Origin of the sequence: Pseudomonas hormoni, assembly GCF_018502625.1 — a bacterium.
In the GTDB taxonomy this organism is placed as follows: domain Bacteria; phylum Pseudomonadota; class Gammaproteobacteria; order Pseudomonadales; family Pseudomonadaceae; genus Aquipseudomonas; species Aquipseudomonas hormoni.
Genome location: NZ_CP075566.1, coordinates 2,186,588 through 2,210,986 on the forward strand (window position 1 = coordinate 2,186,588; position 24,399 = coordinate 2,210,986).

The following is a 24,399-nucleotide window of genomic DNA, read 5'->3' on the forward strand; positions in this document are numbered from 1 at the left end:
CGATGCAAAGGGTAACGTTGATCGCCCTGAGAGTCTCAGCCACCCTGATGGCCGCTGTCTTTGTGCCTGAGCACAGGGTTTGTCACCCGGTCCTGTGCGGGTGAACAACCCCCGATCCATCACGCTTGCAAGGATTACCGCTATGTTCGAACTCGATCACGACCTGGCCCAGGACATCGTCGACCGGGCGATGGCCATCCTGCCGTACAACGTCAACGTCATGGACAGCCAGGGGTTAATTCTCGGCAGCGGTGAACCGGAGCGGGTCAACACCCGGCACGAAGGCGCACAACTGGTGCTGGCCAACGGGCGCGTGGTGGAAATCGATGCGCAAACGGCGATCCATCTCAAAGGCGTGCAGCCGGGGATCAACCTGCCGCTGTTGCTCGATCAACGTTTGATTGGTGTGCTGGGCATCACTGGTGAGCCTGAACAATTGCGCACCTATGCCGAGCTGGTGCGCATGACCGCCGAGATGCTGGTGGGCCAGCGCAACCAGCAAGCCGAGCAGCAATGGCGGCGCCAGCGTTGCGATGACCTGCTGGCGCTGCTGTTGAGCGAGGCGGGGGAGTCGCCGCGGCTGATCGATGAAGCGCAGCAGCTTGGGCTCAAACCGCAAATGACACGGGTGCCGTATCTGTTCGAGCTGGGGACGGAACACGGGCCGGGGCAAACCGTCGAGGCACTCAGCGCCTGGCTGACCTCGCGTTACCCGGACAGTTGGTGCGTGAGTTCGGCCAAGTCTTCGTTGCTGTGGTGCCGACCGGCGAGCCAGGCCATCGAGAACGACCGGCTGCTGGAAAAGCTCGACGGCCTTGGCTGGAATATCTTGCGCATCGCCGTGGGCGGGCAGGCGGATGGTTTGTCGGGCTTGCGCCGTTGCTATCGCCGGGTCGGTGATTTGCTGGCCTACGGGCGTGATGTCCTGCCGCATTCGCGCTTGCTGACGCTGACCCGTTATCGCCTGCCAGTGATGCTCTGGCGGCACCGCAACGACGATGCGCTGGACGAGTTGCTCAAACCACTGCGCAAAGTCATCGCCAAGGACGGCAACGGCCAACTGCTGGCGACCTTGCGCAGTTGGTGCGATCACGATGGCCAGAGCCAGGCCTGTGCCGATGCGTTGGGGATTCATCGCAACAGTTTACGTTATCGCATGGAGCGGATTGCCGAACTGAGTGGCGTGGACCCGTTGAGGCTCGATGGCATGCTGGCCCTGTACCTGGGCGTGCAACTGCTCCCACAAACTGACGCGCCTGCGCCTTTGTAGGAGCCCGGTTTGCCGGCGATGGCGATTTCAAGGACGCCTTCGCGAGCAGGCTCGCTCCCACATTTGATTCTGGTCGCACACAAATTTGGTAGTCACTGGAGATCCCTTGTGGGAGCTAGCCTGCTAGCGATGAGGCCATCACATCCAACATCAATGCTGACTGGATCACAGGTTTTGTAGAAATGAACAATAATCCTCCCTGCCGCTTGTGCAGCGGACCGGCGTTATTGTTCAGGCCTGCTGGCAGCATGAGGGCCTTGGAACTGGAGAATTCGCATGAAGATCGTCATCGCCCCCGATTCGTTCAAGGACAGCCTGAGTGCCCAGGGTGTGGCCGATGCCATTGCCCTCGGGCTGGCGCAAGTCTGGCCCGATGCGCAGTTGGTCAAATGCCCGATGGCCGATGGCGGGGAAGGCACGGTCGAGTCGGTTCTGGCGGCCTGCGAAGGCCAGTTGCGTCGAAACAACGTCCGGGGGCCGCTGGGCACAACGGTCGACGCCGCGTGGGGCTGGCTGCCACAGAGCCTGACAGCCATCATCGAAATGGCCGAGGCCAGTGGACTGCAACTCGTGCCGCCGGGGCAGCGTGATGCCTGTATCAGCAGCACGTTCGGCACCGGCGAGCTGATCCGCGCCGCACTCGATGCCGGCGCGCAACGGGTGATCCTCGCAATTGGCGGCAGCGCCACCAACGACGGCGGCGCGGGGGCGATGCAAGCCTTGGGCGTGAAGCTGCTGGATGCCCAGGGCGAAACCCTGGCGCCGGGCGGACTGGCGCTGACGCAACTGGCCCGCATCGATCTGAGTGACATTGATCCGCGTCTGGCCCAGGTGCGCTTCGATATCGCCGCCGACGTCAACAATCCGCTGTGCGGCCCCCACGGCGCCTCTGCGATTTTCGGCCCGCAGAAAGGCGCGACGCCTGCGCAGGTCGAGCAACTGGATCGCGCACTCGGGCACTTTGCCGAGCTGTGCGCCCAAGTCCTCGTCAAAGACGTACGCGATGAACCCGGTAGCGGCGCAGCGGGCGGTCTGGGGTTTGCCGCCAAAGCGTTTCTCGGCGCGCAGTTCAAGGCCGGCGTTGAAGTGGTCGCGGAACTGGTTGGCCTGGCCGAGGCTGTGAAAAGCGCTGATCTGGTGATCACCGGCGAAGGCCGTTTCGATGCGCAGACCTTGCGCGGCAAGACACCCTTCGGCGTTGCGCGGATCGCTCGGCACCACGGTGTACCGGTGATCGTCATCGCCGGCACGCTGGGGGAGGGCTATCAGGCCTTGTACGAGCATGGTATCGATGCCGCATTTGCCCTGGCGAGCGGGCCAATGACTCTGGAGCAGGCGTGTGCCGACGCTCCGCGGTTGTTGCGTGAACGGGCGAGCGATATTGCGCGGATCTGGCAAATAGCTGCGCGCAAAGCCTGATAGGCCGCGATCCCCTGTAGGAGCGAAGCTTGCTCGCGAAGACCGTCAACGATGACGCGGGCTGCCTGGATGAACGCGGCGCCCTGACGTCCTTCGCGAGCAAGCCCGCTCCCACAGGGTTTTATGGTGTCAGGAAGGATCGGTTCCAAGCACGACATTCAGCGCACTTCGCGCATCATCCAGCTGCACCAGCGTCGCATGCCGCGCACCCAGCGCATCACGATTCTCGATCGCCGTGAGAATCGCCTTGTGCCGTGGCAGTGCGAGTTCATGCAGATTCGGCCGCTGGTTGGAATGCTTCAACGCTTCGGCGATCGCCACCGACAGCATGTTGCACAGGTTGGCCAACAGATCGTTGTGGGTGGCATCGGCGATTCGGCTGTGGAAATCCAGGTCTGGTTGCAACAGCGCTTCAGGAGTCGGCGCGGCTTCCATGCGTTGGTAGGCTTCACCGATGGAGGCGATGTCCGCGTCGGTGGCGAACTGTGCGGCAAGGGCGGCGGCAGCAGGTTCGATGATGCTGCGCACACTGGTCAGCAAATCGAAGAACTGATTCTGCGGGCTGCTTTGCATCAGCCAGTGCAGCACGTCCGGGTCGAGCATGTGCCATTCCTTGCGCTGCTTGACCACCGTTCCCACCCGCGGACGGGAATACACCAGGCCTTTGGCGACCAACACGCGAGTGGCTTCGCGCAGCACCGGCCGGCTGACCGCGTACTCCTCGCACAACAGGGCTTCGGCGGGCAGTTTGTCGTCCGGTTTGAAGCGTCCCGAAACGATCTGCATGCCCAGTTCCTGGACGATGCGCGAGTGCATGCTTTTGCGGTCGGAGGGTTTGCGGTAATCCATGGGAAACGGCGCGATCCTGTGCGATGGAGGTGCCGCGCATGATAGCAGGCGCGGCGCAATCTTGAGGCTGGCGTAAATCAAATGTGGGAGCGAGCCTGCTCGCGATAGCGGAGTATCAGTCAACATCGATGTTGAATGTTAAGCCGTCATCGCGAGCAGGCTCGCTCCCACAGGGGGGATTGTGGTGTTAGTGAGAATGGCGGGGGACCTCGGAGCCACGGCAACCGACCAGGAAGTCAAAGTCACACCCCTGATCCGCTTGCAGCACATGGTCAATGTACAGCTGCCGATATCCGCCCACGATCAGGTTTTGCGGCGGTTGCAGATCCGCCATGCGCGCCGCCAGTTCAGCATCTGGAATGTCCAGGTGCAGACGGCCATTGGCGCAGTCCAGCTCGATCCAGTCGCCTTCCTTCACCGTCGCCAAAGGCCCGCCGGCCGCTGCTTCCGGAGCGACATGCAAAACGACCGTGCCGTACGCGGTGCCGCTCATGCGCGCATCGGAAATGCGCACCATATCAGTCACGCCTTGCGCCAATAGCTTGGCCGGCAAGCCCATGTTGCCGACCTCGGCCATGCCTGGATAACCCTTCGGTCCGCAGTTCTTCATCACCAGAATCGAGTTGGCATCGACGTCCAGTTCGGGATCGTTGATCCGCGCCTTGTACATGTCGAAGTTTTCGAACACCACCGCGCGCCCGCGATGCTGCATCAATTCGGCACTGGCGGCGGACGGTTTGAGCACGGCACCGAGCGGCGCCAGGTTACCGCGCAATACGCAGATTCCGCCGTCGGCGCGGATCGGGTTGTCGAGGGTGCGGATCACTTCGTCCTGGCCGTAGATCGGCGCGTCCTTGGTGTTTTCGCCGAGGGTCTTGCCGTTGACGGTCAAGGCATTCGGATTGGGAATCAGGTTGGCTTCGCCGAGGCGACGCAGTACCGCAGGCAAGCCGCCGGCGTAGTAGAACTCTTCCATCAGGAAACGCCCGGACGGTTGCAGATCGACGATGGTCGGCATGCCGCGACCGATACGGGTCCAGTCGTCCAGGTCCAGTTCCACGCCGATGCGCCCGGCGATGGCTTTCAAATGGATGACGGCGTTAGTCGAACCGCCAATGGCCGCGTTCACCCGAATGGCGTTTTCAAAGGCTTCTTTGGTGAGGATTTTCGACAGCCGCAAGTCTTCGCGAACCATCTCCACTGCGCGCATGCCGGACATGTGCGCCAGTACATAACGGCGCGCATCCACCGCCGGAATCGCCGCGTTGTGGGGCAGGGAAGTGCCGAGCGCTTCAGCCATGCAAGCCATGGTCGACGCGGTGCCCATGGTGTTGCAGGTGCCGGCGGAACGGGACATGCCACCCTCGGCGGCGAGGAAGTCATCGATGGTGATGGTGCCGGCCTTGACCTGTTCACTGAGCTGCCAGACCACGGTGCCCGAGCCAATGTCCTGGCCCTTGTGTTTGCCGTTGAGCATCGGCCCGCCGGTCACAACGATGGCCGGCACGTCGCAACTGGCGGCACCCATCAACAAGGCCGGGGTGGTTTTGTCGCAACCGGTCAGCAGCACCACACCATCGATCGGGTTGCCGCGAATGGCTTCTTCAACGTCCATGCTCGCCAGGTTGCGGGTGAGCATGGCGGTCGGGCGCAGGTTCGACTCACCGTTGGAGAACACCGGGAATTCCACCGGGAAACCACCGGCCTCGATCACGCCGCGTTTGACGTGTTCCGCGATCTGGCGGAAATGCGCGTTGCACGGGGTGAGTTCCGACCAGGTATTGCAGATACCGATGATCGGCTTGCCGTGGAACTGGTGGTCGGCGATGCCCTGATTCTTCATCCAGCTGCGGTACATGAAGCCGTTCTTGTCGGCCGTGCCAAACCATTGGGCGGAGCGCAGGGTGGGTTTCTTATCAGACATGATCGATTCTCTTATTGTATGACTATATTGTTCGAGCTGAGGCGTAACATAAGCGCAATTTCGCCGCTTTGGAAGTGTTGCTTGCTTAAATAGTATTACTATATAGTCGCGTTCAACGGAGGGATGGCCCTGGCGGTTTTCCGCGAGAGGCGTCCCCCGAGGTTCTATAACAACAACAATCGGAGACCGATCTCATGAGCCAGGAACTGCGGCTTATACGTCGCATCACGCTGAAACTGATTCCCTTCCTGATCCTGCTGTACCTGATCGCCTATGTGGATCGCTCCGCCGTAGGCTTCGCCAAGCTGCACATGGGCGCCGACATCGGTATCGGCGACGCGGCTTACGGCCTCGGTGCCGGACTGTTCTTCATTGGTTACTTCCTGCTGGAAATCCCCAGCAACCTGATGCTCGAACGCTTCGGCGCGCGGCGCTGGTTCGCGCGGATCATGGTCACCTGGGGCGCCATCACCATCGGCATGGCGTTCGTGCAGGGGCCGCACAGTTTTTACGTGATGCGCTTCCTGCTGGGTGCCGCCGAAGCCGGGTTCTTCCCGGGCGTTCTGTACTACATCACCCAATGGTTCCCGGTTCGCCATCGCGGCAAGATCCTCGGCTTGTTCATCCTTTCCCAACCGATCGCCATGCTGATCACTGGCCCGGTGTCTGGCGGCTTGCTGGGTATGGACGGCATTCTTGGTCTGCATGGCTGGCAGTGGCTGTTCATCGTCATCGGCACCCCGGCGATTCTGCTGACCTGGCCGGTGCTGCGTTGGCTGCCGGATGGTCCGCAACAGGTGAAATGGATGGATCAGCCCGAGAAAGACTGGCTGGCCGGCGAGTTGAAAAAAGACCTGGAAGCGTACGGCCAGACCCGACATGGCAATCCGTTGCATGCGCTCAAAGACAAACGCGTATTGCTGCTGGCGCTGTTTTATCTGCCGGTGACCCTGAGCATTTATGGCTTGGGTCTGTGGCTGCCGACCTTAATCAAACAGTTCGGCGGCACCGACCTGGTCACCGGTTTCGTGTCATCGGTGCCGTACATTTTCGGGATCATCGGCTTGCTGATCATTCCGCGCAGTTCCGACCGCTTGAATGATCGCTATGGCCACCTGGCGGTGCTGTATGTGCTGGGTGCCATCGGCCTGTTCCTCAGCGCCTGGCTGACGGTGCCGGTGCTGCAACTGGCGGCGTTGTGCCTGGTGGCGTTCGCGCTGTTCTCCTGCACGGCGGTGTTCTGGACCTTGCCCGGCCGTTTCTTCGCCGGCGCCAGCGCAGCGGCGGGGATTGCACTGATCAACTCGGTGGGCAACCTCGGCGGCTACATCGGTCCGTTCGTGATTGGTGCGTTGAAGGAATACACCGGGAACCTGGCTTCGGGGTTGTATTTCCTTTCGGCGGTGATGGTGTTCGGGTTGGTGTTGACCGGCGTGGTTTATCGGTTGCTTGAGCGCAAGCATGTGCTGCCGACCGATCAGTTTGCCGCGAGTGCGCGTGGCGCATCCCGCACCTGAGGATTCACACCAGTCAACTGTGGGAGCGAGCCTGCTCGCGATGACGGCCTGATATTCAACATTGATGTCGGACTGAATGGCCTCATCGCGAGCAGGCTCGCTCCCACATTGGTTTTGTGGCGTTTTCGAGTTTGTTTACAGGAGAAAATCATGCGTCTGGTTCAGTTTGAATTGATTAACGGCGAGCGCCGGGTTGGCGTGGTCGAGGACGGTCTGGTCCGTGAGGTACAGGATGCGCGCACGGTGCGCGATCTGGCACTGGCGGCGATCGAGGCGGGCGTCAATCTTGAGCAACAGGTGCAAACCCTGGGCCTGGGCATCAGCCATGACTATGCAGAACTGCTGGCCAAACTGCGCATCCTGCCACCGCTTGACCATCCGGACCCGGCGCACATGCTGGTCAGCGGTACCGGCCTTACCCATTTGGGCAGCGCCTCGGCGCGGGACAAGATGCATCAGCAGGCCGGCGACGAAGCGGCGATGACCGACACCATGCGCATTTTCAAGTGGGGCGTGGAGGGTGGCAAACCGGCAGCGGGGCAGGCCGGCGTACAGCCAGAATGGTTCTATAAAGGTGACGGCAGCATCGTCGTGCGCCCCGGCCATCCGTTCCCGCTGCCGCCCTTTGCCGAAGACGCCGGCGAAGAGCCCGAGCTCAGCGGTCTCTACGTCATCGGCCACGACGGCAAGCCGTACCGCCTCGGTTTTGCGGTGGGCAACGAGTTCTCCGACCACGTCATGGAACGCAAGAATTACCTGTACCTGGCCCACTCGAAATTGCGCAGTTGCAGTTATGGCCCGGAACTTCGGGTCGGTGAACTGCCGGAGCATCTGGCCGGCACCAGCCGCATTTTGCGTAACGGCGAAGTGCTGTGGCAGAACGAGTTTCTCAGCGGCGAGGCCAACATGTGCCACAGCCTCGCGAACCTCGAATACCACCATTTCAAATACAGCCAGTTCCTGCGTCCGGGAGACGTGCACATTCACTTCTTCGGCACCGCGACCCTGTCCTTTGCCGACGGCATCCGCACCCAACCGGGTGACGTGTTCGAGATCAGTCAGGCCGAGTTCGGTGCACCGTTGATCAACGGTATTGCACCGGTCGACGCGGTGTTCGAACCCGGCACCATCGGCACTCTTTAAGGAAAAAACCATGACCCGGATTTTTGGTCACAACTACATCGGCGGCCAGCGTAGTGCGGCCGGCACCGTCAAACTTCAGAGCGTCGACGCCAGCACTGGCGAAGCGTTGCCGCACGATTTCTTCCAGGCCACACCTGAAGAGGTCGATGCCGCTGCCAAGGCTGCCGCTGCCGCCTACCCGGCCTATCGCAAGCTCAGCGCCGAGCGCCGTGCGCAATTTCTCGATGCGATTGCCGATGAGCTGGACGCGTTGGGCGATGAATTTGTCGCCGTGGTTTGCCGCGAAACCGCGTTGCCCGCCGCACGCATTCAAGGCGAACGCGGTCGCACCAGCGGCCAGATGCGCCTGTTCGCCAAGGTCCTGCGTCGCGGTGATTTCTATGGCGCGCGGATTGATCTGGCGCTGCCGGATCGCAAGCCGTTGCCCCGTCCGGACCTGCGTCAGTACCGCATCGGCCTCGGCCCGGTTGCCGTGTTTGGCGCGAGCAATTTCCCCCTGGCATTTTCCACCGCCGGCGGCGACACCGCCTCAGCCTTGGCCGCCGGTTGCCCGGTAGTGTTCAAGGCCCACAGCGGTCACATGGCGACGGCCGAGCAGGTTGCCGATGCGATCATTCTAGCCGCCGAAAAAACCGGCATGCCGGCGGGTGTGTTCAACATGATCTACGGCGGCGGGGTCGGTGAAGCGCTGGTCAAGCATCCGGCGATCCAGGCAGTCGGTTTTACCGGATCACTCAAGGGCGGCCGAGCGTTGTGCGACATGGCCGCAGCCCGTCCGCAGCCGATTCCGGTGTTCGCCGAGATGTCGAGCATCAACCCGGTGATCGTGTTGCCGCAGGCGCTTGAAGCCCGGGCTGAAACCGTCGCCCGTGACCTGACGGCTTCGGTGGTCCAAGGCTGTGGCCAGTTCTGCACCAACCCCGGCCTGGTGATTGGCATTCGCTCGACGCAGTTCAGTGCATTCATGCAACAGGTTGCGGGGTTGATCAACGATCAGCCGGCGCAAACCATGCTCAATGCCGGTACCTTGAGCAGTTATGGCAAAGGTCTGCAAAAACTTCTCGCGCATCCGGGTGTGACGCACCTGGCGGGTCATCCGCAGCAAGGGAATCAGGCCCGGCCGCAGTTGTTCAAGGCGGATGTCAGCCTGTTGATCGAAGGCGATGAAGTCCTGCAGGAAGAAGTATTCGGCCCGACCACGGTGTTCGTCGAAGTGGCGGATCAGGAGCAACTCAGCGCCGCGTTGAATGGGCTGCACGGGCAACTGACAGCGACGATCATTGGCGAATCAGCCGACTTCGAACAGTTCGGTGAACTGACAGCGTTGCTGGAACAGAAGGTCGGACGGATCCTGCTCAACGGCTATCCGACTGGCGTGGAAGTCTGCGATTCGATGGTTCACGGCGGCCCGTACCCGGCGACGTCCGATGCGCGTGGCACGTCGGTGGGCACGCTGGCGATTGACCGGTTCCTGCGGCCGGTGTGCTTCCAGAACTATCCGGATAGCTTGCTGCCGGACGCGTTGAAGAACGGCAATCCTCTGCGCATACAGCGGTTGGTGGATGGTCAGAGTTCGCATGACACCCTCTAAAAACTAAACGCAGCCCCCTGTGGGAGCGAGCCTGCTCGCGATAGCGTACTAACGGTCAATATTGAAGTTGAATATTAGATCGCTATCGCGAGCAGGCTCGCTCCCACATTTGTTCTGCGTTGTATGTGAGTAAAGTGACTGGCACTGGATCGCTCTCTCATTGAGCTATCATTGCGTCTTTCCCCTTCAAAGATTGACTACCATGACTGCCGCAACCGACACCCTGCTCTACACCCTCGAACACTGCGACATGGTGGAAATCGACGGGCTGCATGCCTTTGAATTCTCCCTCGATGAAGACGACAACCTGCACATCGAATGCATGGACGGCCGTGCGGCAAAACACTGGGAGTTCACCCCGGAGCAGGTTAAGGCAGCGACTTTCGATCCGACCCTGCAAAGCTGGTTGATCACTGGTGATACCGGCGAGCACCGACTGGTATGTCTGACCGCCATCGGCGGGCATGACGACGAGGATGATCTGAATGAGGATGCGTAATCTCTGGCCACTGTTGATGGCTGGCAGTGTTGGCGCCATGGGCGTTCAGGCTGCGCCGGTCGAGCATTATCAGTTGCTGGTGGGGTCGTATACCGCCGGCCAGAGCCAGGGCATTTACCGCCTGAATTTCGACAGCGCCAACGGGCAGATCGACGCCAAACCCGTGCAAGTGGTCAAGAGTGAAAACCCGTCCTGGCTGACCCTGTCCAAGGATCAGCGCCACCTGTTCGTGGTCAACGAAAACGGCCCGGGACAGAAAGACCCGGTCGGGCGCGTCAGCAGTTATGCGATCGATCCCAAGACCCATGAATTGAGCCTGATCAGCCAGGTGCAGAGCCTGGGCAATGAGCCGACCCATTCGAGCCTCAGCGGCGATGCCAGCCATTTGTTCGTCAGCAACTACTCGGTGGCTGAAGATCCGGGCGGCACGTTGGCGGTATTGCCGGTGAACGCCGATGGCAAGCTCAAAACTGTCGTGCAGATGAGCAGTCATCCGTCCAGCCGGGTCAATCCCGAGCGGCAGATGTCGGCGCATGTGCATTCGACAGTGTCCTCGCCAGACGGCAAATTTGTGTTCTCCAATGACCTTGGCGCGGACAAGATCTTTGTCTACCGCTTCGATCCCAAGGCCAATCCGGATCTGCCATTAACGGCCGCGACACCGGCTTCGGTCCAGTTGCCGCCCGGCAGCGGCCCCCGGCATTTGCTGTTCAGCGCGGACGGCAAGCATGCCTGGCTGACCATGGAAATGAGTGCGCAGGTCGCCGTGTTCGATTACCGGAACGGCACGCTTGAGCAAACACAAATGGTCGATTTGGCAGCCGGGCAACCGACGTCGGACAAGGCGGCCGCGGCGTTGCATGCCTCAAAGGATGGCAAGTTCCTTTATGTCAGCAATCGCGGAACGGCCAATCAGCTGCTGGTATTCGCCATCGACCCAGCCACCGGCCACCTCAAGGAGCTGCAACGCCGTTCGGTGGAAGGTGATCACCCCCGCGAGTTCAGCCTCGACCCGAGTGGCAAGTTCGTGCTGATCGCCAATCAGAAGAGCAACCAGATTATCGTCGTTGAACGCGATACCCAGAGCGGTCTGCTGGGTAAAACCGTGCAGAAACTGCCGATGGATGCTCCAAGCGACCTCAAGTTCCTGGTGCGTCAATAGGCCACAGGCCCCGGTTGATGGGGCCTGCCTCCTTCTATTAATGACACTGATATCTGCTAATGCTACAAAAGATTTCAAGGCGCCAGCCTCGACGGTTAAGTTTGCTTCACGGCCCCACCGGGCAAAGCAAGCCAACTGACTTCGAGGAATACCGTCATGAACTTCAATCTCTTCTCTGTAATCGCCGCTTCCGCTATTTCTGCGACCGTTGCTCTGCCAGCCAGCGCCAACGTTGAAATCAGCGACAAAAAATCTCACACCCAGAGCTACACCCAGAAATACCTGCAACAGAGCGCCAACTTCTACGCCGCACTGGATCACAAAACCCAAGCCTGAAAGCCTAACCCTGCACCCTTTATGCAGGAGCGAAGTCACTTGCGCCGATCAAGCTGAACAGCTTCGAGAACGCCTGAGTGATGTCGCTCCTGCATAACGCGTTTACGACAGCATCATATTGCTATCAATGCATTGCTTGATATCACATGGCCATGAGTTTAAATTTGACGCTGACTTATTGACTCCTTCTCTTATAAAAAGGATCGACAGCATGGCGATGCGTCTGGCCGTGGTACTTCTGTTCCTCTATTCGACCCCCATTTTATCGGCAGCAACGCCAATACCAGGCGAGCCCGACGCTGCGCGCGAGCGCATGATGAGTTTTATTGAAGGCTGAAATAGACTGGCTTAATGATCAACGAAGCTGATGCTTACTATGGATAACCTTGAGTGGTTATCACGGCTTTTTTGATCGATTCTGTGGGCACTGAAACATGCCCACGGAGAACATCATGGCCAACTCAATCCTCACTTCTGCCAAATACGGCGCCTACCTGGCCATCGGTCTTTACGTGGCGCTGGTGTCGGTCGTCAGCATTACCGCGCAATCGCAACACGAATTCGAAGCACCGATCCAGGTCGCTTATCCCGCCATCCAGTTCGAGCACCGCGCACAAAATGCCGTGGTCGATCACGCAGACGTGGCGGGAGTGGCGGGGGCATGAAAGGGGTCAGACTCTGGGTCATCGCCTTCCTGGCGTTCATGACCAATGGATCTTCATTGTTGGGGATCGGGCAATCCTCGGCAGGTTCCGTGGCTCGGTCCATTGAAGCCAACCACAACCTCGCTCGCAGCATCGAAACCGACAAGGCCATGGGCTTGCTGGCCGGTAATCCGCCGATGAAACGCCAAGGCGATTTCTTCGGGCCGTTCCAGGTTGATTGCTCGGTGCTGCAGATGTGTGAGGTGTTTGCCTGAATCCAACTGCTAATGAGGTCCACTGTGGCGAGGGAGCTTGCTCCCGCTCGGCTGCGAAGCAGTCGTAAATCCAGGCAACTCGATATTTCTGACGAAACAGAGGGGCCGCTTCGCAGCCTAGCGGGAGCAAGCTCCCTCGCCACAGGGGATTGCTACTTGACCATAATTGCGGTGAACAGGTCTGACTCCAGAAACCGCTGCAACCAAGCTTGCAACCGCACGTAAGGCGTCTGTCCAAACCACTCGCGATTGACATGCGCGAATTGCCGAATAAACGGCATCAACGCCACATCCGCCAGGCTCGGATGCTCCGCCAACAAGTAATCGCGCCCCTCCAGCAACCCATCAAGCCTGCGCAAGAACACCTCGCCCTCAGCGCGATAAAACTCCATCGGCTGCTCGGGATAACGCTCGGCGTACTTGTAGCGATTCAAATGCACCTTGAACGCCTGATCGTTCTCTTCGATCAGAGCAGTGATCTGCACTTGCGCCGCAGGATCACCCTTGAGCAACCAATCCTGCGGATCGTGCTGCGCCAGCGCCCAGCGCATGATCGACAGGCTTTCATCGATCACTTCAACGTTCACACTCAGCACCGGCACCGTGCCTTTGCTCGACAGCGCGAGCATCTCGGCAGGCTTGGCCTTCAGGCTGACTTCGACGATGTTCACCGCAACCCCCGAGTAACGCAGGGCCATGCGTGCCCGCATGGCGTACGGGCAGCGGCGGAATGAGTACAGCGTATTCATTTCACCTCCAGCGTACTCAAACCGTTGCCCTGGCGGTGGACCTGGATCTGCACCGGTATCCGTTCGTGCATTTCCTGTACGTGGGAAATCACCGCGACCTTGCGACCCTGAGCCTGCAAACCGTCGAGGGCATCCATGGCCAGTTGCAGGGATTCCGGATCGAGACTGCCGAAGCCTTCGTCGATAAACAGCGATTCGATTTTCAATGTGCTCGACGCCATCGACGCCAGACCCAATGCCAGCGCCAGGGAGACGAGGAAGGTTTCGCCGCCGGACAACGAATGCACCGAGCGCAGTTCGTCGCCCATCTCGGTGTCCATCACCAGCAACCCGAGCATGCTGCCGCCGCGTTTCAAGCGATAGCGCCGCACCAGTTGCCGTAGCTGTACGTTGGCGTGATGCACCAGCAGGTCGAGGTTGTAGGCCTGGGCGATCTTGCGGAAGGTGTCGCCGCTGGCGGAACCGATCAACGCATTCAGACGCGCCCAGCGCTGGTACTCGGTGTAGGCGTCGGCGATCTGTTGGGCCAACGCCTGATTGGCGTTTTGCCGGCGCTGATCCTCGGCCTGTTCGGCGCGCAGTTCGGCGCTGCGGTGCTCGCTGGCGGCAAACTGGCTTTGCAGTGTGGTCAGGGCGGTAGCCAGTTGCTCGGCATCGAGATTGCCGTTGTGCTGTGCCTGGTGAGTGGTCAGGCGCTTGTCCCGCTCCTGCAACAACACTTTGGCTTGTTCGATGGCTTTTTCGTTGTGCTGCAACCGTTGGCGCAATTCGCTGACCTGCTGGTCGTCGACGCTGAGCAACTGTTCCAGACCGCCGTCATCCAGTTCCGGATGCAAGGCGCGCCAGTCGGCGATCTTCGTATTCAGTTCGTGGTTTTCGGTTTCCAGGGCGATCAGGCGGTCTTGCTGCGCTTTCAGTTCCGCGGCCAGTTGCACCAGCCGCGTACGTACCGATTGCAGTTCCTGATTCGCAGCCGTTTCGGCGTTGCGCGCCTGTTCGACAGCCTGATTCAGTTGCTGCTGCCACTGATCAGCGCTGCTGTGTGAACCGAGCAGATGCGTCAGTTGTTGCTGGCAAGCCTGTTGCTGCTCGGCGAGGGTGGCGAACTGCTGCTGAGCCGCCTCCAGCTGCTGGACGCGGGTCAGTTGACGAACCTGTTCCTTTTCCAGCGTCTGCTGGCGTTGCTGCTGTTCGCTGAGTTCATCCCGTTGCTGGTCGAGTTGTTCCAGGCGCTGGGCGATCTGTCGGTCGAGTTGCATGAAGGTCGCGGCAGGCTCGTTGCGCAAGGCGTCCAGTGTGTCGGCCGGGAGCAGGGTGCTGAATGCGGTCAGTTCTTCGTCCAGACGCTGGCGGTCGTTGTTCAGCTCGCGTTGCTGGTTGGCCAGATGCTGGGTCGCCTGCAGGCTCGCGGTTTCGGCGCTGCGCAGTTGCTGTTGCAGCCGCGCCGCATCCTGTTGCAGGGTGAGTAGGGCGGTTTGCCGCTGTTCGTCCTGGGTGATGCTTTGGTTCAGCTGGCTGTTTTGCTGGTTCAGCCAGGCATCGCGTTTGGCGCTGTCCTGAGTGAAAAGCTGCGCGGATAACGGATGCGCATCGAGGCTCGGTGTCAGGCTTTGCTGCTGAGCGACCAGTTGTTCCTGCTGTTGCAGCAATTCCTTCTGTTGCGCGATCACACCGCCGACTTCGGTACGCAGGTCAGTGAGTTTTTCCTTGAGCAAATCCACCGCTTTCTGCGCGTTGGCCTGTTCGCTTTCATCATGGCGGCCGAGGCTTTGCAGCAGCGCTTCGGGCTGATGGTAAGGATGGTCCGGGCTGCCGCAGACCGGGCACGGCTGATCATCCTGCAACTGCTCGCGCAGTTCTTCGACGCTGGCGCTGCGAGCCAAGCGCTGACGTTCCAGCAGTTCGCGGGTCACCGTCAGGGTCTGTTCAGCGACGGTCAATTCGTTTTTGGTTTTCACCCCGTCCTGGGTCAGACGGTCACGTTCCTGTTGGGCAACGGTCTGGCGTTGTTGCAGTTCGGAGATGCGTTTGTCCAGCTCCTGCTGGCTGGCCCATAGACGCGTCAGTTCCTCAAAGCTGCGCAGTTGCTTGCGATTGTCTTGCAACAGATTACCCAGCAACTGGATCTGTTCGGCCACCGCTTCCGGCTCGGCACCGGCCTCTTTGTAGAGCACTTCCAGATTCTGTTTTTGCGCGGCCCATTCTTCGGCGGCACGGGTAGCGTTCTGTTCCAGAGACGCCAGTTCGGCCTGACCCTTGTTCAGGCGATTGCCGATCAGCATCAACTGCTGCAGGCGGTCGCGGTAGGCGTTCCAGGCGTCGCTGAGCGGCGCAAGATGAGTGCTTTGCTCAAGCTCGGCGGCAATCCGTTGCAGGCGCTCGGCAACCCGATTCTGCTGATCGAGCAAACCTTGAATCGTCTGTTGGCCTTCAGAGCAGGCCAGTTCCGCTTGTTGCTTGAGGTCGGCACTGAGGCCGGTGTCCTTGATCAGGCGGGCGAGGGTGCTTTGCGCCTCAAAGGCCTGACGCAGCAGTGGCGCGCTTGACGTGTGTTGGCTTTGCGCCTCGACCAGCGCCGTTTGCGCCTCGCTCAGGCTGTGTTCGAGTTGCGTCTGACGCGTCTGCAGTTCCTGTTCTTGCCGGGTGTGCTGCTGAATCTGCTCTGCCAGCGGCGTGAGCCGGGCGCTGAGTTCGGTCTGACGGGCGAACTGGTGCCGTTGGGGCGCCAGGTGTTCCAGACGCGTCAGCTTCAAGCGTTCGCCGGCCAGGCTTTGCCAATCCTGCTGGGCGCTGGTCAGTTGTTCGGTGGCGCTGAGCTGCTCGTCCTGCAACTGGCGTAGCTCTTTCAACCACGTGTGTTGCAGCTCTAGTTGCTTGAGTTGCGCTTGCTGGGACTTGAGTTGCTGCTGCGCCTCATTGAAGCGTTCATCCAGTTCTGCACGGGCTTCGGGCGACAGCGGTGTGACGCCGGTGGCCTGATCCTGCAACAGCTTGTGGGTTTCGCGGGCTTCTTTGGTCTTGTCGAACGCGCGACGACCCAGGCGCGTGTAGAGCGCGGTGTCGGTGAGTTTTTCCAGCAGTTCGCTGCGCTCGTTGTCGTTGGCCTTGAGGAACGCACTGAACTCACTTTGTGCCAGTAACACAGCGCGGGTGAACTGCTCGAAGTTCAGGCCGAGGACGGTTTCGAGCTGGATTTTGAATTCAACTTTCTGACTGGCCAGCAACTGATCCAGGTCGATGTCGCGCAAGCTCTGACGGCTGTGTTGCAGCTTGCCGCCAGCCTTCTCCCGGGCGCGATTGGCTTCCCAGCGAGCACGGTAGCGGCGGCCATCGATGCCGACGAAATCGACTTCGGCATAGCCTTCACCGGTGCCGCGACGCAGCAGCGTGCGAGGGTCGCCGGTGCTGATCTCGCCATCGGCGTCCGGCGCTTTGGCCGACACTTGAGCGTTGCTCAGTCGAGGCACGGCGCCGAACAGCGCCAGGCACAAGGCATCGAGCAAGGTGCTTTTGCCGGCGCCGGTCGGCCCGGTGATCGCGAACAAACCGGCGCTGGCCAAGGGTTCGGCGGTGAAATCGATTTCAAACGGCCCGGCCAACGAGGCGAGGTTTTTCAGGCGGATCGCGAGAATTTTCATGGCTGTTCGCTCTCCATCTGCACGTCCTGCAACAGCTCGGCAAAGTCCTTGAGCGTTTGCTCGTCGACCTCGCTGCCGTAGTTGTCCTGCCAGGCGCGGCTGAACAGTTCCTGAGGGGTGAGTTGGTCCAGTTCGATCAAGGTCGTGCCGTCATCGACGCCATCGCGGTTGCCGTTGCCGGCGTATTCAGCGGCGATGCGCACCAGGCGCACGGCTTTGCCTTGCAGGGCGGTTTCAACCTGGTGGCGCAAGTCGGGTTGCGGTTCGTCGAGGCGAACCCGGACTTCCAGCCACGGCTGACGCTGAATATCCGCCAGCAGATCAATGTTCGGCAGGTCGGCCAGTAGCAGGAGGATTTCAGCCAATGGCGCGGGGCCGATGCGTTGCAGGTTCACGGCGCGGGGAATCAGTTTCGGCTCCACGCTGACCAGGGTTTCGCCGTCGAGCTGGATGTCGAGAATCTGATGCTGATAACCGATTTCGGAGAACGACAATGGAATCGGCGAGCCGCTGTAGCGAATGCGCTCTTCACCGTTGACCTTCTGCGGCTTGTGCAAGTGGCCGAGAGCGACATAGCTGATGCTCGGGCCGAACAGGCTGGCGGGCAGCGCTTCGGCGTTGCCGATGATCAGGCTGCGCTCGGAGTCTTCCGACACCGAACCGCCCGCCATGTGCGCATGACTGATGGCAATCAGCGCCTGGCCCTTCTTGCGCTTGGCGTTGGCCGCTTCGATCAGCCATTCGTGAACCTGGCCGATCCCGCGCAGGTAGTTGTGACCCAAGTGCGCGCCGGTGACCTCGGCAGGGCGCAGGAAGGGCAGCGCCAGGCACCAGGCGACGGTCTTGCCCTTGGCGTCCGGCAGTGGCAGCAGCAAACGCTCGGCGTCGAGCTGCCCGTCATCCAGCCACAGCACGCGACCTAATGCATGGGTGCGCAACCGGCGCATCAGCGGCGCGGGCAGTTCGATGCGCGAACCGGAATCGTGGTTGCCGGCGATCATCACGATGGTCAGCTTCGGTTGTTGTTCGTGGGCGCTGACGATGAAGTCGTAGAGGCGTTCCTGGGCTTTGACCGGTGGATTGACCGTGTCGAAGATATCGCCGGCGATCAGCAGCACATCGGGCTGGTCCAGTTTCAACTGTCGCAACAGCCACTCGAGGAAACAACCGTGCTCGAAATCGCGATCCTGGCCGTGCAGGTTCTGCCCAAGGTGCCAGTCGGAGGTGTGAAACAAACGCAAGGCGAGCTCCGTAGGGAATAGGTGATGGCCGCGAGGAAATGGAGGCGGCGAAAGGGGAGAGAGTTTACTGGCAAATACGATGGATCGCCCGGTGGATGTGATCAAGCCACTGACCTGTGGCGAGGGAGCTTGCTCCCGCTGGGCTGCGAAGCAGACCCCTTCAATCTTTCTGGCACACCAAGTCGCCTGAGTTTACGACTGCTGCGCAGTCGAGCGGGAGCAAGCTCCCCCGCCACAAGAGCTCTGTTCACCTGAGGGCAGGGGTTATTTGGGGTAAAGCGGCGGCAGGCCGCTGTCGCCGACCGGATCGTGAACACGCTCGGCAATCGGGATCGCCTTGATCGCGCGCCACAACTCCTCACCCTGCCAATGCTGGCCAGTCTCGCTGTACAGCGCCCCGTTCAAACCATCCAATGCATCGGACAACGGCACAAATCGCGCCGCCATGTCGGCCAGAGTTTCCGGTTGTTGCCGCGCCCAGGCGTCGAGCGCCTGGCGGGTGGCGTGGGAGTCGTTGGCCTGGCAGGCACGCTTGAGGTCGTCGAGCACCGTGCGCGGGCTCGGGCCGGTCTGGGTTGCGCGCAGGATCGCCGGTTGCCAGCGGGCGCGCCACCAGAGGCCGAAACCCAGCAGGGTGGTGCAGGCCAGAATCACGGTGCTGAGTTTCCACCACCAGAGCGCTTCGTTGTCGGCAGCGGAAATGACCGGCGGCATGCCGGCCGGGCTATCGACCATCATGCCTGGATTATTCGCCACTTGCAGGGTCCGGGCCGGCAGGCTGGTGTGCTCCAGATGATCCTCGAACGTGTTCCACCAGACCACCTCCACCGCCGGCAATTCGACGTCACCGTTGCGAACGGGCACCAGCGCTTCACGGTCCTCGCGGCTGCCGATCAGACCGCGCTCGCTGTTCTGGTTGACCAGCACCGGCTGATCCGGATAGCGACGCAAGCCATTGACGTCGGTCGCCGGCAACGGTGGCAGTTGGGAACTGGCCAGGCCTTCGGCCTTCAAGGTCAGGCTGCGGGTCAGCGAATCGCCCACCTGCGCGTGATCCGGTTCAGGGTTCCAGCTCTCGCTCAGACTCAGGCTGCGGGCCGGCAACCAAGGCACGTCAGCCGGGTAAGTGGCGGGTTTTGCCTTGACGGTCAGCGGCAGTTCGGCCGAGCTGACGCGCATCAGTTTGCCGGACTTCGGCACCTGGGATTCGACGTCCTGGGCCGGTTGCGCGTCGACCAGCGTGGCACTGAAGATCTGCGCCGGAATGATCAACTGGCCACTGTGTTGCGGGTAGATCGCGTAACGCAGTTCGATCACACCGTGGCGCAGGCCGTTGATGTCTTTTTCGTAAGTGCGCGACTCGCCCAGTTGCTCGATGCGCGCATCGGGGATCTGCAACGGGGTCAGGCTGCTGTCGTCGTACAGCGAAACGGAATGGTAGATGCGCAAGGTCAGGATCGCCTGGGCCTGCACGTACACGCTGCTCTGATCGAGGCTGGCGTCGATGAACACCGGGGCCAGCTTGTTCTTGCTGTCCTGGGTTTCGCTTTCCACCACTTGCAGGGTGATCGGCTGGGTCTGCACGTCGCCCAGTTGCAGCGCCGGAATCACCACGCTGCCGTTCTGGCGAGGCAGCAGGGTGATGATCCAGCGGGTGGTGGCGCGGTTATCGCCGTTAATGGTGGTCAACTGGTTGACCTGGCGGGTGCCGCGCACGTCGAACAGCGGCTCCAGCGCCGTCAGGTCAGGCTTGCCGAACTGCGTCACGTCGTTGGATTCCAGGGTCAGTTCGACCGTCTCGCCGGAGTTCAGGCGAGTGCGATCGACACTGGCGACCAGCCCCGCAGCCTGGGCCTGTACAATCCAGAGAAACATGGCAAGCAAGAAAGCGGTGAAGCGGGTCATCGAGTTTTTTCCTGATCCTGATGTTGTTGCTGTTCGTACCAGAATTTGCGCCTGAGCAATTCACCCGGGTCATCCGGGATCTTGCGCAGCCATTGCTCCAGCGCCTGGCGCTGTTCGCCATCGATGGCATCGCTGGCCGGGCGCAACGGCGGGGTGGTGCTTTGTTCGTCGCCCAACTCGCTGCCGGGCACCTCATTGGTGCCGGGGCGCGGTGGTGTCGTATCCGACGGTTCCGCATCGGGCGCAGTCGCCTGGGTGTCGGATTTCGGTTCGCCACTGTTCGACGGTTGGGTGGCTGCGCCGGGCGGTGGTTCCTGCGGGGTTCCGGTCTCGTCGCCTTCGGTTTTGTCCGGCTCAACGGGCGCCGGTGTGTTTTTCTGTTTAAGCAGGCTTTCCACCAAAGCCTTGTTGGTCAGCGCCGGGCGCAGGTCCGGCTGACGTTCCAGCGCCTGGTCGTAAGCATCCAGCGCGGCTTCCAGCTCTCCGCTTTTGGCCAGGGCGTTGCCACGATTGTAGTGGGCGTGAGCGTCATTGCCCTCGGCGAACCGCTGGGCGGCGCCGCTGTAGTCGCCGGACTCATAAAGCGCCACGCCTTGCCATTGTCGATCTTCGAAGTGTTGCGCGGCTTCGCCGGGACGCTTCTTCTTGAGCAGGTGCAGACCCTGTTGATCCGGACGCAGCCACAAGTCTTCGAAGTCGAAGGCGTAGCTCGGTTGCGGGAACAGAAACAGCAGTGGCAGACAGAACAACCAGCCGCGACGCCCGGCGCAGGCCGCCAACAGCAACAGCGGCAACAACAGCCAGTAACCCTGATCGGCCCAGGAGTCGAGGCGCAAGGTCTGGCCGTCATTGCGCAGATGGCGTGGGCCGTCGAGCAGGCCGAGGGCGCGCAGGTCGGCGTCGTCCAGTCGCGCATGGCGATAACGTCCATCGAGTCCGTTGGCGAACGCTTTCAGGCTTGGCTCGTCCAGGTGCGGCACCAGAATTGCGCCCTGATCATCCTTAAGGAAACTGCCGTCTTCCTGCGTGATCGGCGCACCTTCGGCGGTGCCGATGCCGAGCATCAGGAATTGTGTCGACTTGCCGTCCAGAACCTGTTGAATCCCTTCGCGTTCCAGTTCGGTCAGGGACGAGCCGATCAGCAGGATCCGGCCGTCACCCAGCGCGGCTTGATTCAGCAGCGCAAGCGCCTTGGTCACCGCGAGGTCGGCGCGATGGCCGGTCTGCGGCATCAGCGACGGTTTGAGCGCATCCAGCAGATTTCGACTGGTGGACAGGTCGTCCGACAGCGGCACCAGCGTGTGCGCGCTGCCGGCGTAGACAACGATGGCGGTCTGCGCGTCGCTGCGATTCTGCAGCAGGTCGAACAGCTTGCGCCGGGCCTGTTCCAGCCGGTTTGGTGTCACGTCGGTGGCGAGCATTTCCGGGGTCAGCTCCAGAATCACCACCAGCGGGTCAGCCGGTTTCTGGCTGTTTTGTTCGACACGCTCCCAGCTCGGTCCGAGCAACGCCAGTATCGTCAGCAGCCACGCGACGCCGAGCGCGACCCACGGCAGTTTACTGTCGCGACCGTTGCCGCCACTGAGCAGCGCGGAATGGAAGGCCGGCGGTAGAATCATCTGCCAGCGCCCGGCGCGCTTCTGTCGATGCCAGAGCTGCCACAGCAACCAGCCGAGCAGCGGCAACAGCAGCAGCCACCAAGGGCGAAACCAGTAAGGCCACAGCGCACTCATCGGCGTCTCCGCAGGCGCAGGCGCTTGAGCCGCTGACGCCAGTCAGGCAGTGGCGTCTGCAAGAACAGATCCTTGGTAAACAGGCGCTGAAACGGGTTGTCCGGCCAGCGTTCGCGGACGACCAACAGCATGCTCAACAGCAGCGCCATCGCCAACGGCCAGTGATACAACGTCTGCGCCGGGCGGGCCTGAGTCGGTTGTTGGGTCACGGGCTCCAGTTGATCGAGGGTTTCCTTGATCGCTTGCAATTCCTTGCCGTCGCGGGCGCGGAAATACTGGCCACCCGTGGCGGCGGCGATGGCCTTCAGCGCAGGCTCGTCGAGGTCCAGGCTCGGGTTGATACCGAGGAATCCCGCGGTGCCGCTTTCCTCGGGATCGGCGCCGATCCCGATCGGGTAGATTTTCACGCCTTCCCTGGCCGCCAGCCGCGCCGCCGTCAGCGGATCGATTTCGCCGCCGTTGTTGGCGCCGTCCGTGACCAGAATCAGCACGCGGCTTTGCGCTGGACGCATGCGCAGGCGTTTAAGCGCGAGGCCGATGGCGTCGCCGATGGCGGTGTTCTTGCCGGCGATACCGATGCGTGCTTCGTCGAGCCAGACTCGCACGGTGCGCCGGTCAAACGTCAGGGGGGCCTGCAGGTACGCCCGACTGCCGAACAGGATCAGTCCGACACGGTCGCCTTCGCGACTCTCCAGAAAATCACCGAGCAAACGTTGAACCAGCGTCAGGCGGCTGACCTCATCGTCCTGCCACTGCATGTCGGGAAAATCCATGGAGCCGGAAACGTCCACCGCCACCAGCAGATCACGGCCGCTGGCGGCAATCGGCAACGGTTCGCCGAGCCACTGCGGCCGCGCCGCGGCGATCAGTAAAAACAGCCACAGCAGCATGAACGGCGCTTGCTGGCGCCAGGCCGGCAGATTGGCGCGAGCGCGTCGCCGGGCGAGGCCTTCGAGGTCGCTGAGGAAGCTGACTTTGAGCGCCGGTTCGCCGCTGTCGGCCACTGGCAGCACCACACGCATCAACCAGGGCAGCGGTAGCAGGGCGAAGATCCACGGCCAGGCGAACTCAAACATGTTTGCGAATCCATGTGTCGACGGCTTGTGTCAGGCCGGCAATGGCCTTGTCGTCGAGTTTGCATTCGGGTTTGTAGGCGCCTTCGACCAGCACCATCCAGCGCGTCAGGCCGGCGGCCGGGCAGCGGTTGTCGAGGAACGCCAGCCATTTGCGCCCGTTGAGGGTGTGGCTCTGGCTGTAGGGGTAATGGTTGCGGCACAGGCGTTTGAGCAGGCCGTTGAGTTGCTGCAACCAGGCGCCGGCCGGAGCGCCGTCGTACGGCTTGGGCATCAGCGCCAGTTCGGCCAGTGCGGCGAGACGTACCGGGTCCAGCGGTTGTTCGGCGCGAACGATGGGGCGCTTGTTCGGCAGGAAACGCCGCGCCTTCCACAGGCCGAAGCCGATCAGCGGCAGCAACAACAGCAATAACCACCAGCCCGGTGCGGGTGGCCAGAAGCCTGGCGGTGGCGGAGAAATCAGCGGCTGCAGTTGATCGAGGCTGCTCATCGATGTTTCCCCGGTTTCTGCGGGTTCAGGTACTCGCGCAGTTGTTCGACCATCTCGCTCTGGGTGCTCAGGGGCATCAACAACACCCGCAGTTTTTGCGCGAGCAATTCCCAATGGGCGATGCGCGCTTCAGCCTGGGCGCGGTAGGTCTGGCGCAGGTCGAAATTCAGCGTATCGAGTTCCAGTTGCGCACCGCGTTCGACAAAGCGTAAAAGGCCGGCAGCTGGCAGGGCGTGGTCCAGTGGATCGGACAGCGGCAGCAGCAGCAGGTCGCAATGGCGAGACAGCAGGCTCAGCTGCTGCTCGGAGCCCTCAGTCAACGCACGCTCGTCGCAGATCACGATCACCAGGCTGCCGGGGCGCAGCACCTCCCGGGCACGGCGCAGGGCCAGGTTGAGGGCATCGCGGTTCTGCTCGCCTTCGGTGTGCAACGACTGATTGACACGCACCAGTCGGTTGAGAAATTGCAGCAGGCTTTGTTTGCTGCGCCGGGGCTTGATTTCGTAGTGTTCGTTGTCGCCGAACACCAGCCCGCCGACTCGATCGTTATGGCCGAGCGCGGCCCAGCCGATCAGGCTCGCGGCCTGGGCGGCGAGCACCGATTTGAACATCAGCCCTGAACCGAAAAACAGCCGTCGGCTTTGCTCGACCATGATGAAAATCGGTCGTTCGCGCTCTTCGTGGAACAGTTTGGTGTGAGGTTCCTGTGTTCGGGCGGTAACCCGCCAGTCGATGCTGCGCACGTCGTCGCCGGCCTGATAGACCCGCACCTGATCGAAATCCACGCCACGGCCACGCAGCTTGGAGTGGTGCAGGCCGATCAGCGGGCTGCGCTGGCTCGGCGTGGAGAACAACTGCACTTCACGCACGCGATGGCGCATCTCGATCAGCTCGGCAAGGCTGACGCGGATGCCCGGCTCGGGCGGCAGAATGGCGTTCAT

Annotated in this window: 21 protein-coding genes; 11 read left to right on the forward strand and 10 right to left on the reverse strand. The window is 61.5% G+C overall.

All coding sequences use genetic code 11. From position 1 onward, the window contains the following. Positions 1 to 142: 142 nt before the first annotated feature. On the forward strand, positions 143 to 1,270 hold the full coding sequence (locus KJF94_RS10260) for a sugar diacid recognition domain-containing protein (protein WP_214383079.1): 1,128 nt from the start codon (positions 143 to 145) through the stop codon (positions 1,268 to 1,270). Between the two features lie 276 nt (positions 1,271 to 1,546). Beyond that, positions 1,547 to 2,689 carry a glycerate kinase gene (locus KJF94_RS10265; protein WP_214383080.1) on the forward strand — a complete coding sequence of 381 codons (1,143 nt, stop codon included), beginning with the start codon at positions 1,547 to 1,549 and terminating at the stop codon, positions 2,687 to 2,689. Positions 2,690 to 2,818: 129 nt separating this feature from the next. Here KJF94_RS10265 and KJF94_RS10270 read toward each other — a convergent pair whose 3' ends face one another. Beyond that, entirely contained in the window at positions 2,819 to 3,538 is a 720-nt protein-coding gene (locus tag KJF94_RS10270) for a FadR/GntR family transcriptional regulator (protein WP_084320617.1), read from the reverse strand. Positions 3,539 to 3,725: 187 nt separating this feature from the next. Continuing rightward, positions 3,726 to 5,462 (reverse strand): IlvD/Edd family dehydratase, encoded by a 1,737-nt coding sequence (locus KJF94_RS10275; protein WP_017338445.1) that lies wholly within the window; start codon positions 5,460 to 5,462, stop codon positions 3,726 to 3,728. 194 nt (positions 5,463 to 5,656) lie between these two features. Here KJF94_RS10275 and KJF94_RS10280 point away from each other — a divergent pair, with 194 nt between their 5' ends. The 9 genes from KJF94_RS10280 (at position 5,657) to KJF94_RS10315 (ending at position 12,629) form a co-directional block, all read left to right on the forward strand. Beyond that, positions 5,657 to 6,979: an MFS transporter gene (locus KJF94_RS10280; protein ID WP_214383081.1), complete on the forward strand. Its 1,323-nt coding sequence runs from the start codon at positions 5,657 to 5,659 to the stop codon at positions 6,977 to 6,979. A gap of 150 nt (positions 6,980 to 7,129) precedes the next feature. Further along, positions 7,130 to 8,122, forward strand: coding sequence for an AraD1 family protein (araD1, locus tag KJF94_RS10285; RefSeq protein WP_214383083.1), 993 nt, complete (start codon positions 7,130 to 7,132; stop codon positions 8,120 to 8,122). A 10-nt stretch (positions 8,123 to 8,132) separates the two neighbouring features. After that, on the forward strand, positions 8,133 to 9,713 hold the full coding sequence (locus KJF94_RS10290; RefSeq protein ID WP_214383085.1) for an aldehyde dehydrogenase (NADP(+)): 1,581 nt from the start codon (positions 8,133 to 8,135) through the stop codon (positions 9,711 to 9,713). 202 nt (positions 9,714 to 9,915) lie between these two features. Continuing rightward, positions 9,916 to 10,212: a DUF5629 family protein gene (locus KJF94_RS10295; RefSeq protein ID WP_214383087.1), complete on the forward strand. Its 297-nt coding sequence runs from the start codon at positions 9,916 to 9,918 to the stop codon at positions 10,210 to 10,212. Next, positions 10,205 to 11,374 (forward strand): lactonase family protein, encoded by a 1,170-nt coding sequence (locus tag KJF94_RS10300; protein WP_214384831.1) that lies wholly within the window; start codon positions 10,205 to 10,207, stop codon positions 11,372 to 11,374. Before KJF94_RS10295 ends, KJF94_RS10300 begins: the two co-directional genes overlap by 8 nt. A gap of 156 nt (positions 11,375 to 11,530) precedes the next feature. After that, positions 11,531 to 11,710, forward strand: coding sequence for a hypothetical protein (locus KJF94_RS10305; protein WP_031318838.1), 180 nt, complete (start codon positions 11,531 to 11,533; stop codon positions 11,708 to 11,710). Between the two features lie 211 nt (positions 11,711 to 11,921). Next, positions 11,922 to 12,047 carry a hypothetical protein gene (locus KJF94_RS30380; protein WP_284681142.1) on the forward strand — a complete coding sequence of 42 codons (126 nt, stop codon included), beginning with the start codon at positions 11,922 to 11,924 and terminating at the stop codon, positions 12,045 to 12,047. A 115-nt stretch (positions 12,048 to 12,162) separates the two neighbouring features. Beyond that, positions 12,163 to 12,375: a hypothetical protein gene (locus KJF94_RS10310; RefSeq protein ID WP_214383089.1), complete on the forward strand. Its 213-nt coding sequence runs from the start codon at positions 12,163 to 12,165 to the stop codon at positions 12,373 to 12,375. Next, entirely contained in the window at positions 12,372 to 12,629 is a 258-nt protein-coding gene (locus KJF94_RS10315; protein WP_214383091.1) for a hypothetical protein, read from the forward strand. The genes KJF94_RS10310 and KJF94_RS10315 overlap by 4 nt, the downstream gene beginning before the upstream one ends. Before the next feature lie 152 nt (positions 12,630 to 12,781). Here KJF94_RS10315 and KJF94_RS10320 read toward each other — a convergent pair whose 3' ends face one another. The 8 genes from KJF94_RS10320 to KJF94_RS10355 all read right to left on the reverse strand — a co-directional run bounded on the left by KJF94_RS10320 (position 12,782) and on the right by KJF94_RS10355 (position 24,399). Continuing rightward, positions 12,782 to 13,378 carry a glutathione S-transferase gene (locus tag KJF94_RS10320; RefSeq protein WP_214383093.1) on the reverse strand — a complete coding sequence of 199 codons (597 nt, stop codon included), beginning with the start codon at positions 13,376 to 13,378 and terminating at the stop codon, positions 12,782 to 12,784. Beyond that, complete coding sequence (locus tag KJF94_RS10325) at positions 13,375 to 17,016, reverse strand: AAA family ATPase (RefSeq protein WP_214383094.1); 3,642 nt, start codon at positions 17,014 to 17,016, stop codon at positions 13,375 to 13,377. Before KJF94_RS10325 ends, KJF94_RS10320 begins: the two co-directional genes overlap by 4 nt. Further along, the gene (locus tag KJF94_RS10330) at positions 17,013 to 18,257 is read right to left on the reverse strand and encodes an exonuclease SbcCD subunit D C-terminal domain-containing protein (protein WP_214383096.1); all 1,245 of its coding nucleotides are present in this window, start codon (positions 18,255 to 18,257) and stop codon (positions 17,013 to 17,015) included. Before KJF94_RS10330 ends, KJF94_RS10325 begins: the two co-directional genes overlap by 4 nt. A 264-nt stretch (positions 18,258 to 18,521) precedes the next feature. After that, complete coding sequence (locus KJF94_RS10335) at positions 18,522 to 20,162, reverse strand: BatD family protein (RefSeq protein WP_214383098.1); 1,641 nt, start codon at positions 20,160 to 20,162, stop codon at positions 18,522 to 18,524. Next, positions 20,159 to 21,895, reverse strand: a complete 1,737-nt coding sequence (locus KJF94_RS10340; RefSeq protein WP_214383100.1) for a VWA domain-containing protein — start codon at positions 21,893 to 21,895, stop codon at positions 20,159 to 20,161. The genes KJF94_RS10335 and KJF94_RS10340 overlap by 4 nt, the downstream gene beginning before the upstream one ends. Beyond that, positions 21,892 to 22,971, reverse strand: a complete 1,080-nt coding sequence (locus KJF94_RS10345; protein ID WP_214383102.1) for a vWA domain-containing protein — start codon at positions 22,969 to 22,971, stop codon at positions 21,892 to 21,894. The genes KJF94_RS10340 and KJF94_RS10345 overlap by 4 nt, the downstream gene beginning before the upstream one ends. Further along, entirely contained in the window at positions 22,964 to 23,458 is a 495-nt protein-coding gene (locus tag KJF94_RS10350; protein ID WP_017338461.1) for a DUF4381 domain-containing protein, read from the reverse strand. The genes KJF94_RS10345 and KJF94_RS10350 overlap by 8 nt, the downstream gene beginning before the upstream one ends. Further along, positions 23,455 to 24,399 carry a DUF58 domain-containing protein gene (locus tag KJF94_RS10355; RefSeq protein WP_214383104.1) on the reverse strand — a complete coding sequence of 315 codons (945 nt, stop codon included), beginning with the start codon at positions 24,397 to 24,399 and terminating at the stop codon, positions 23,455 to 23,457. The genes KJF94_RS10350 and KJF94_RS10355 overlap by 4 nt, the downstream gene beginning before the upstream one ends.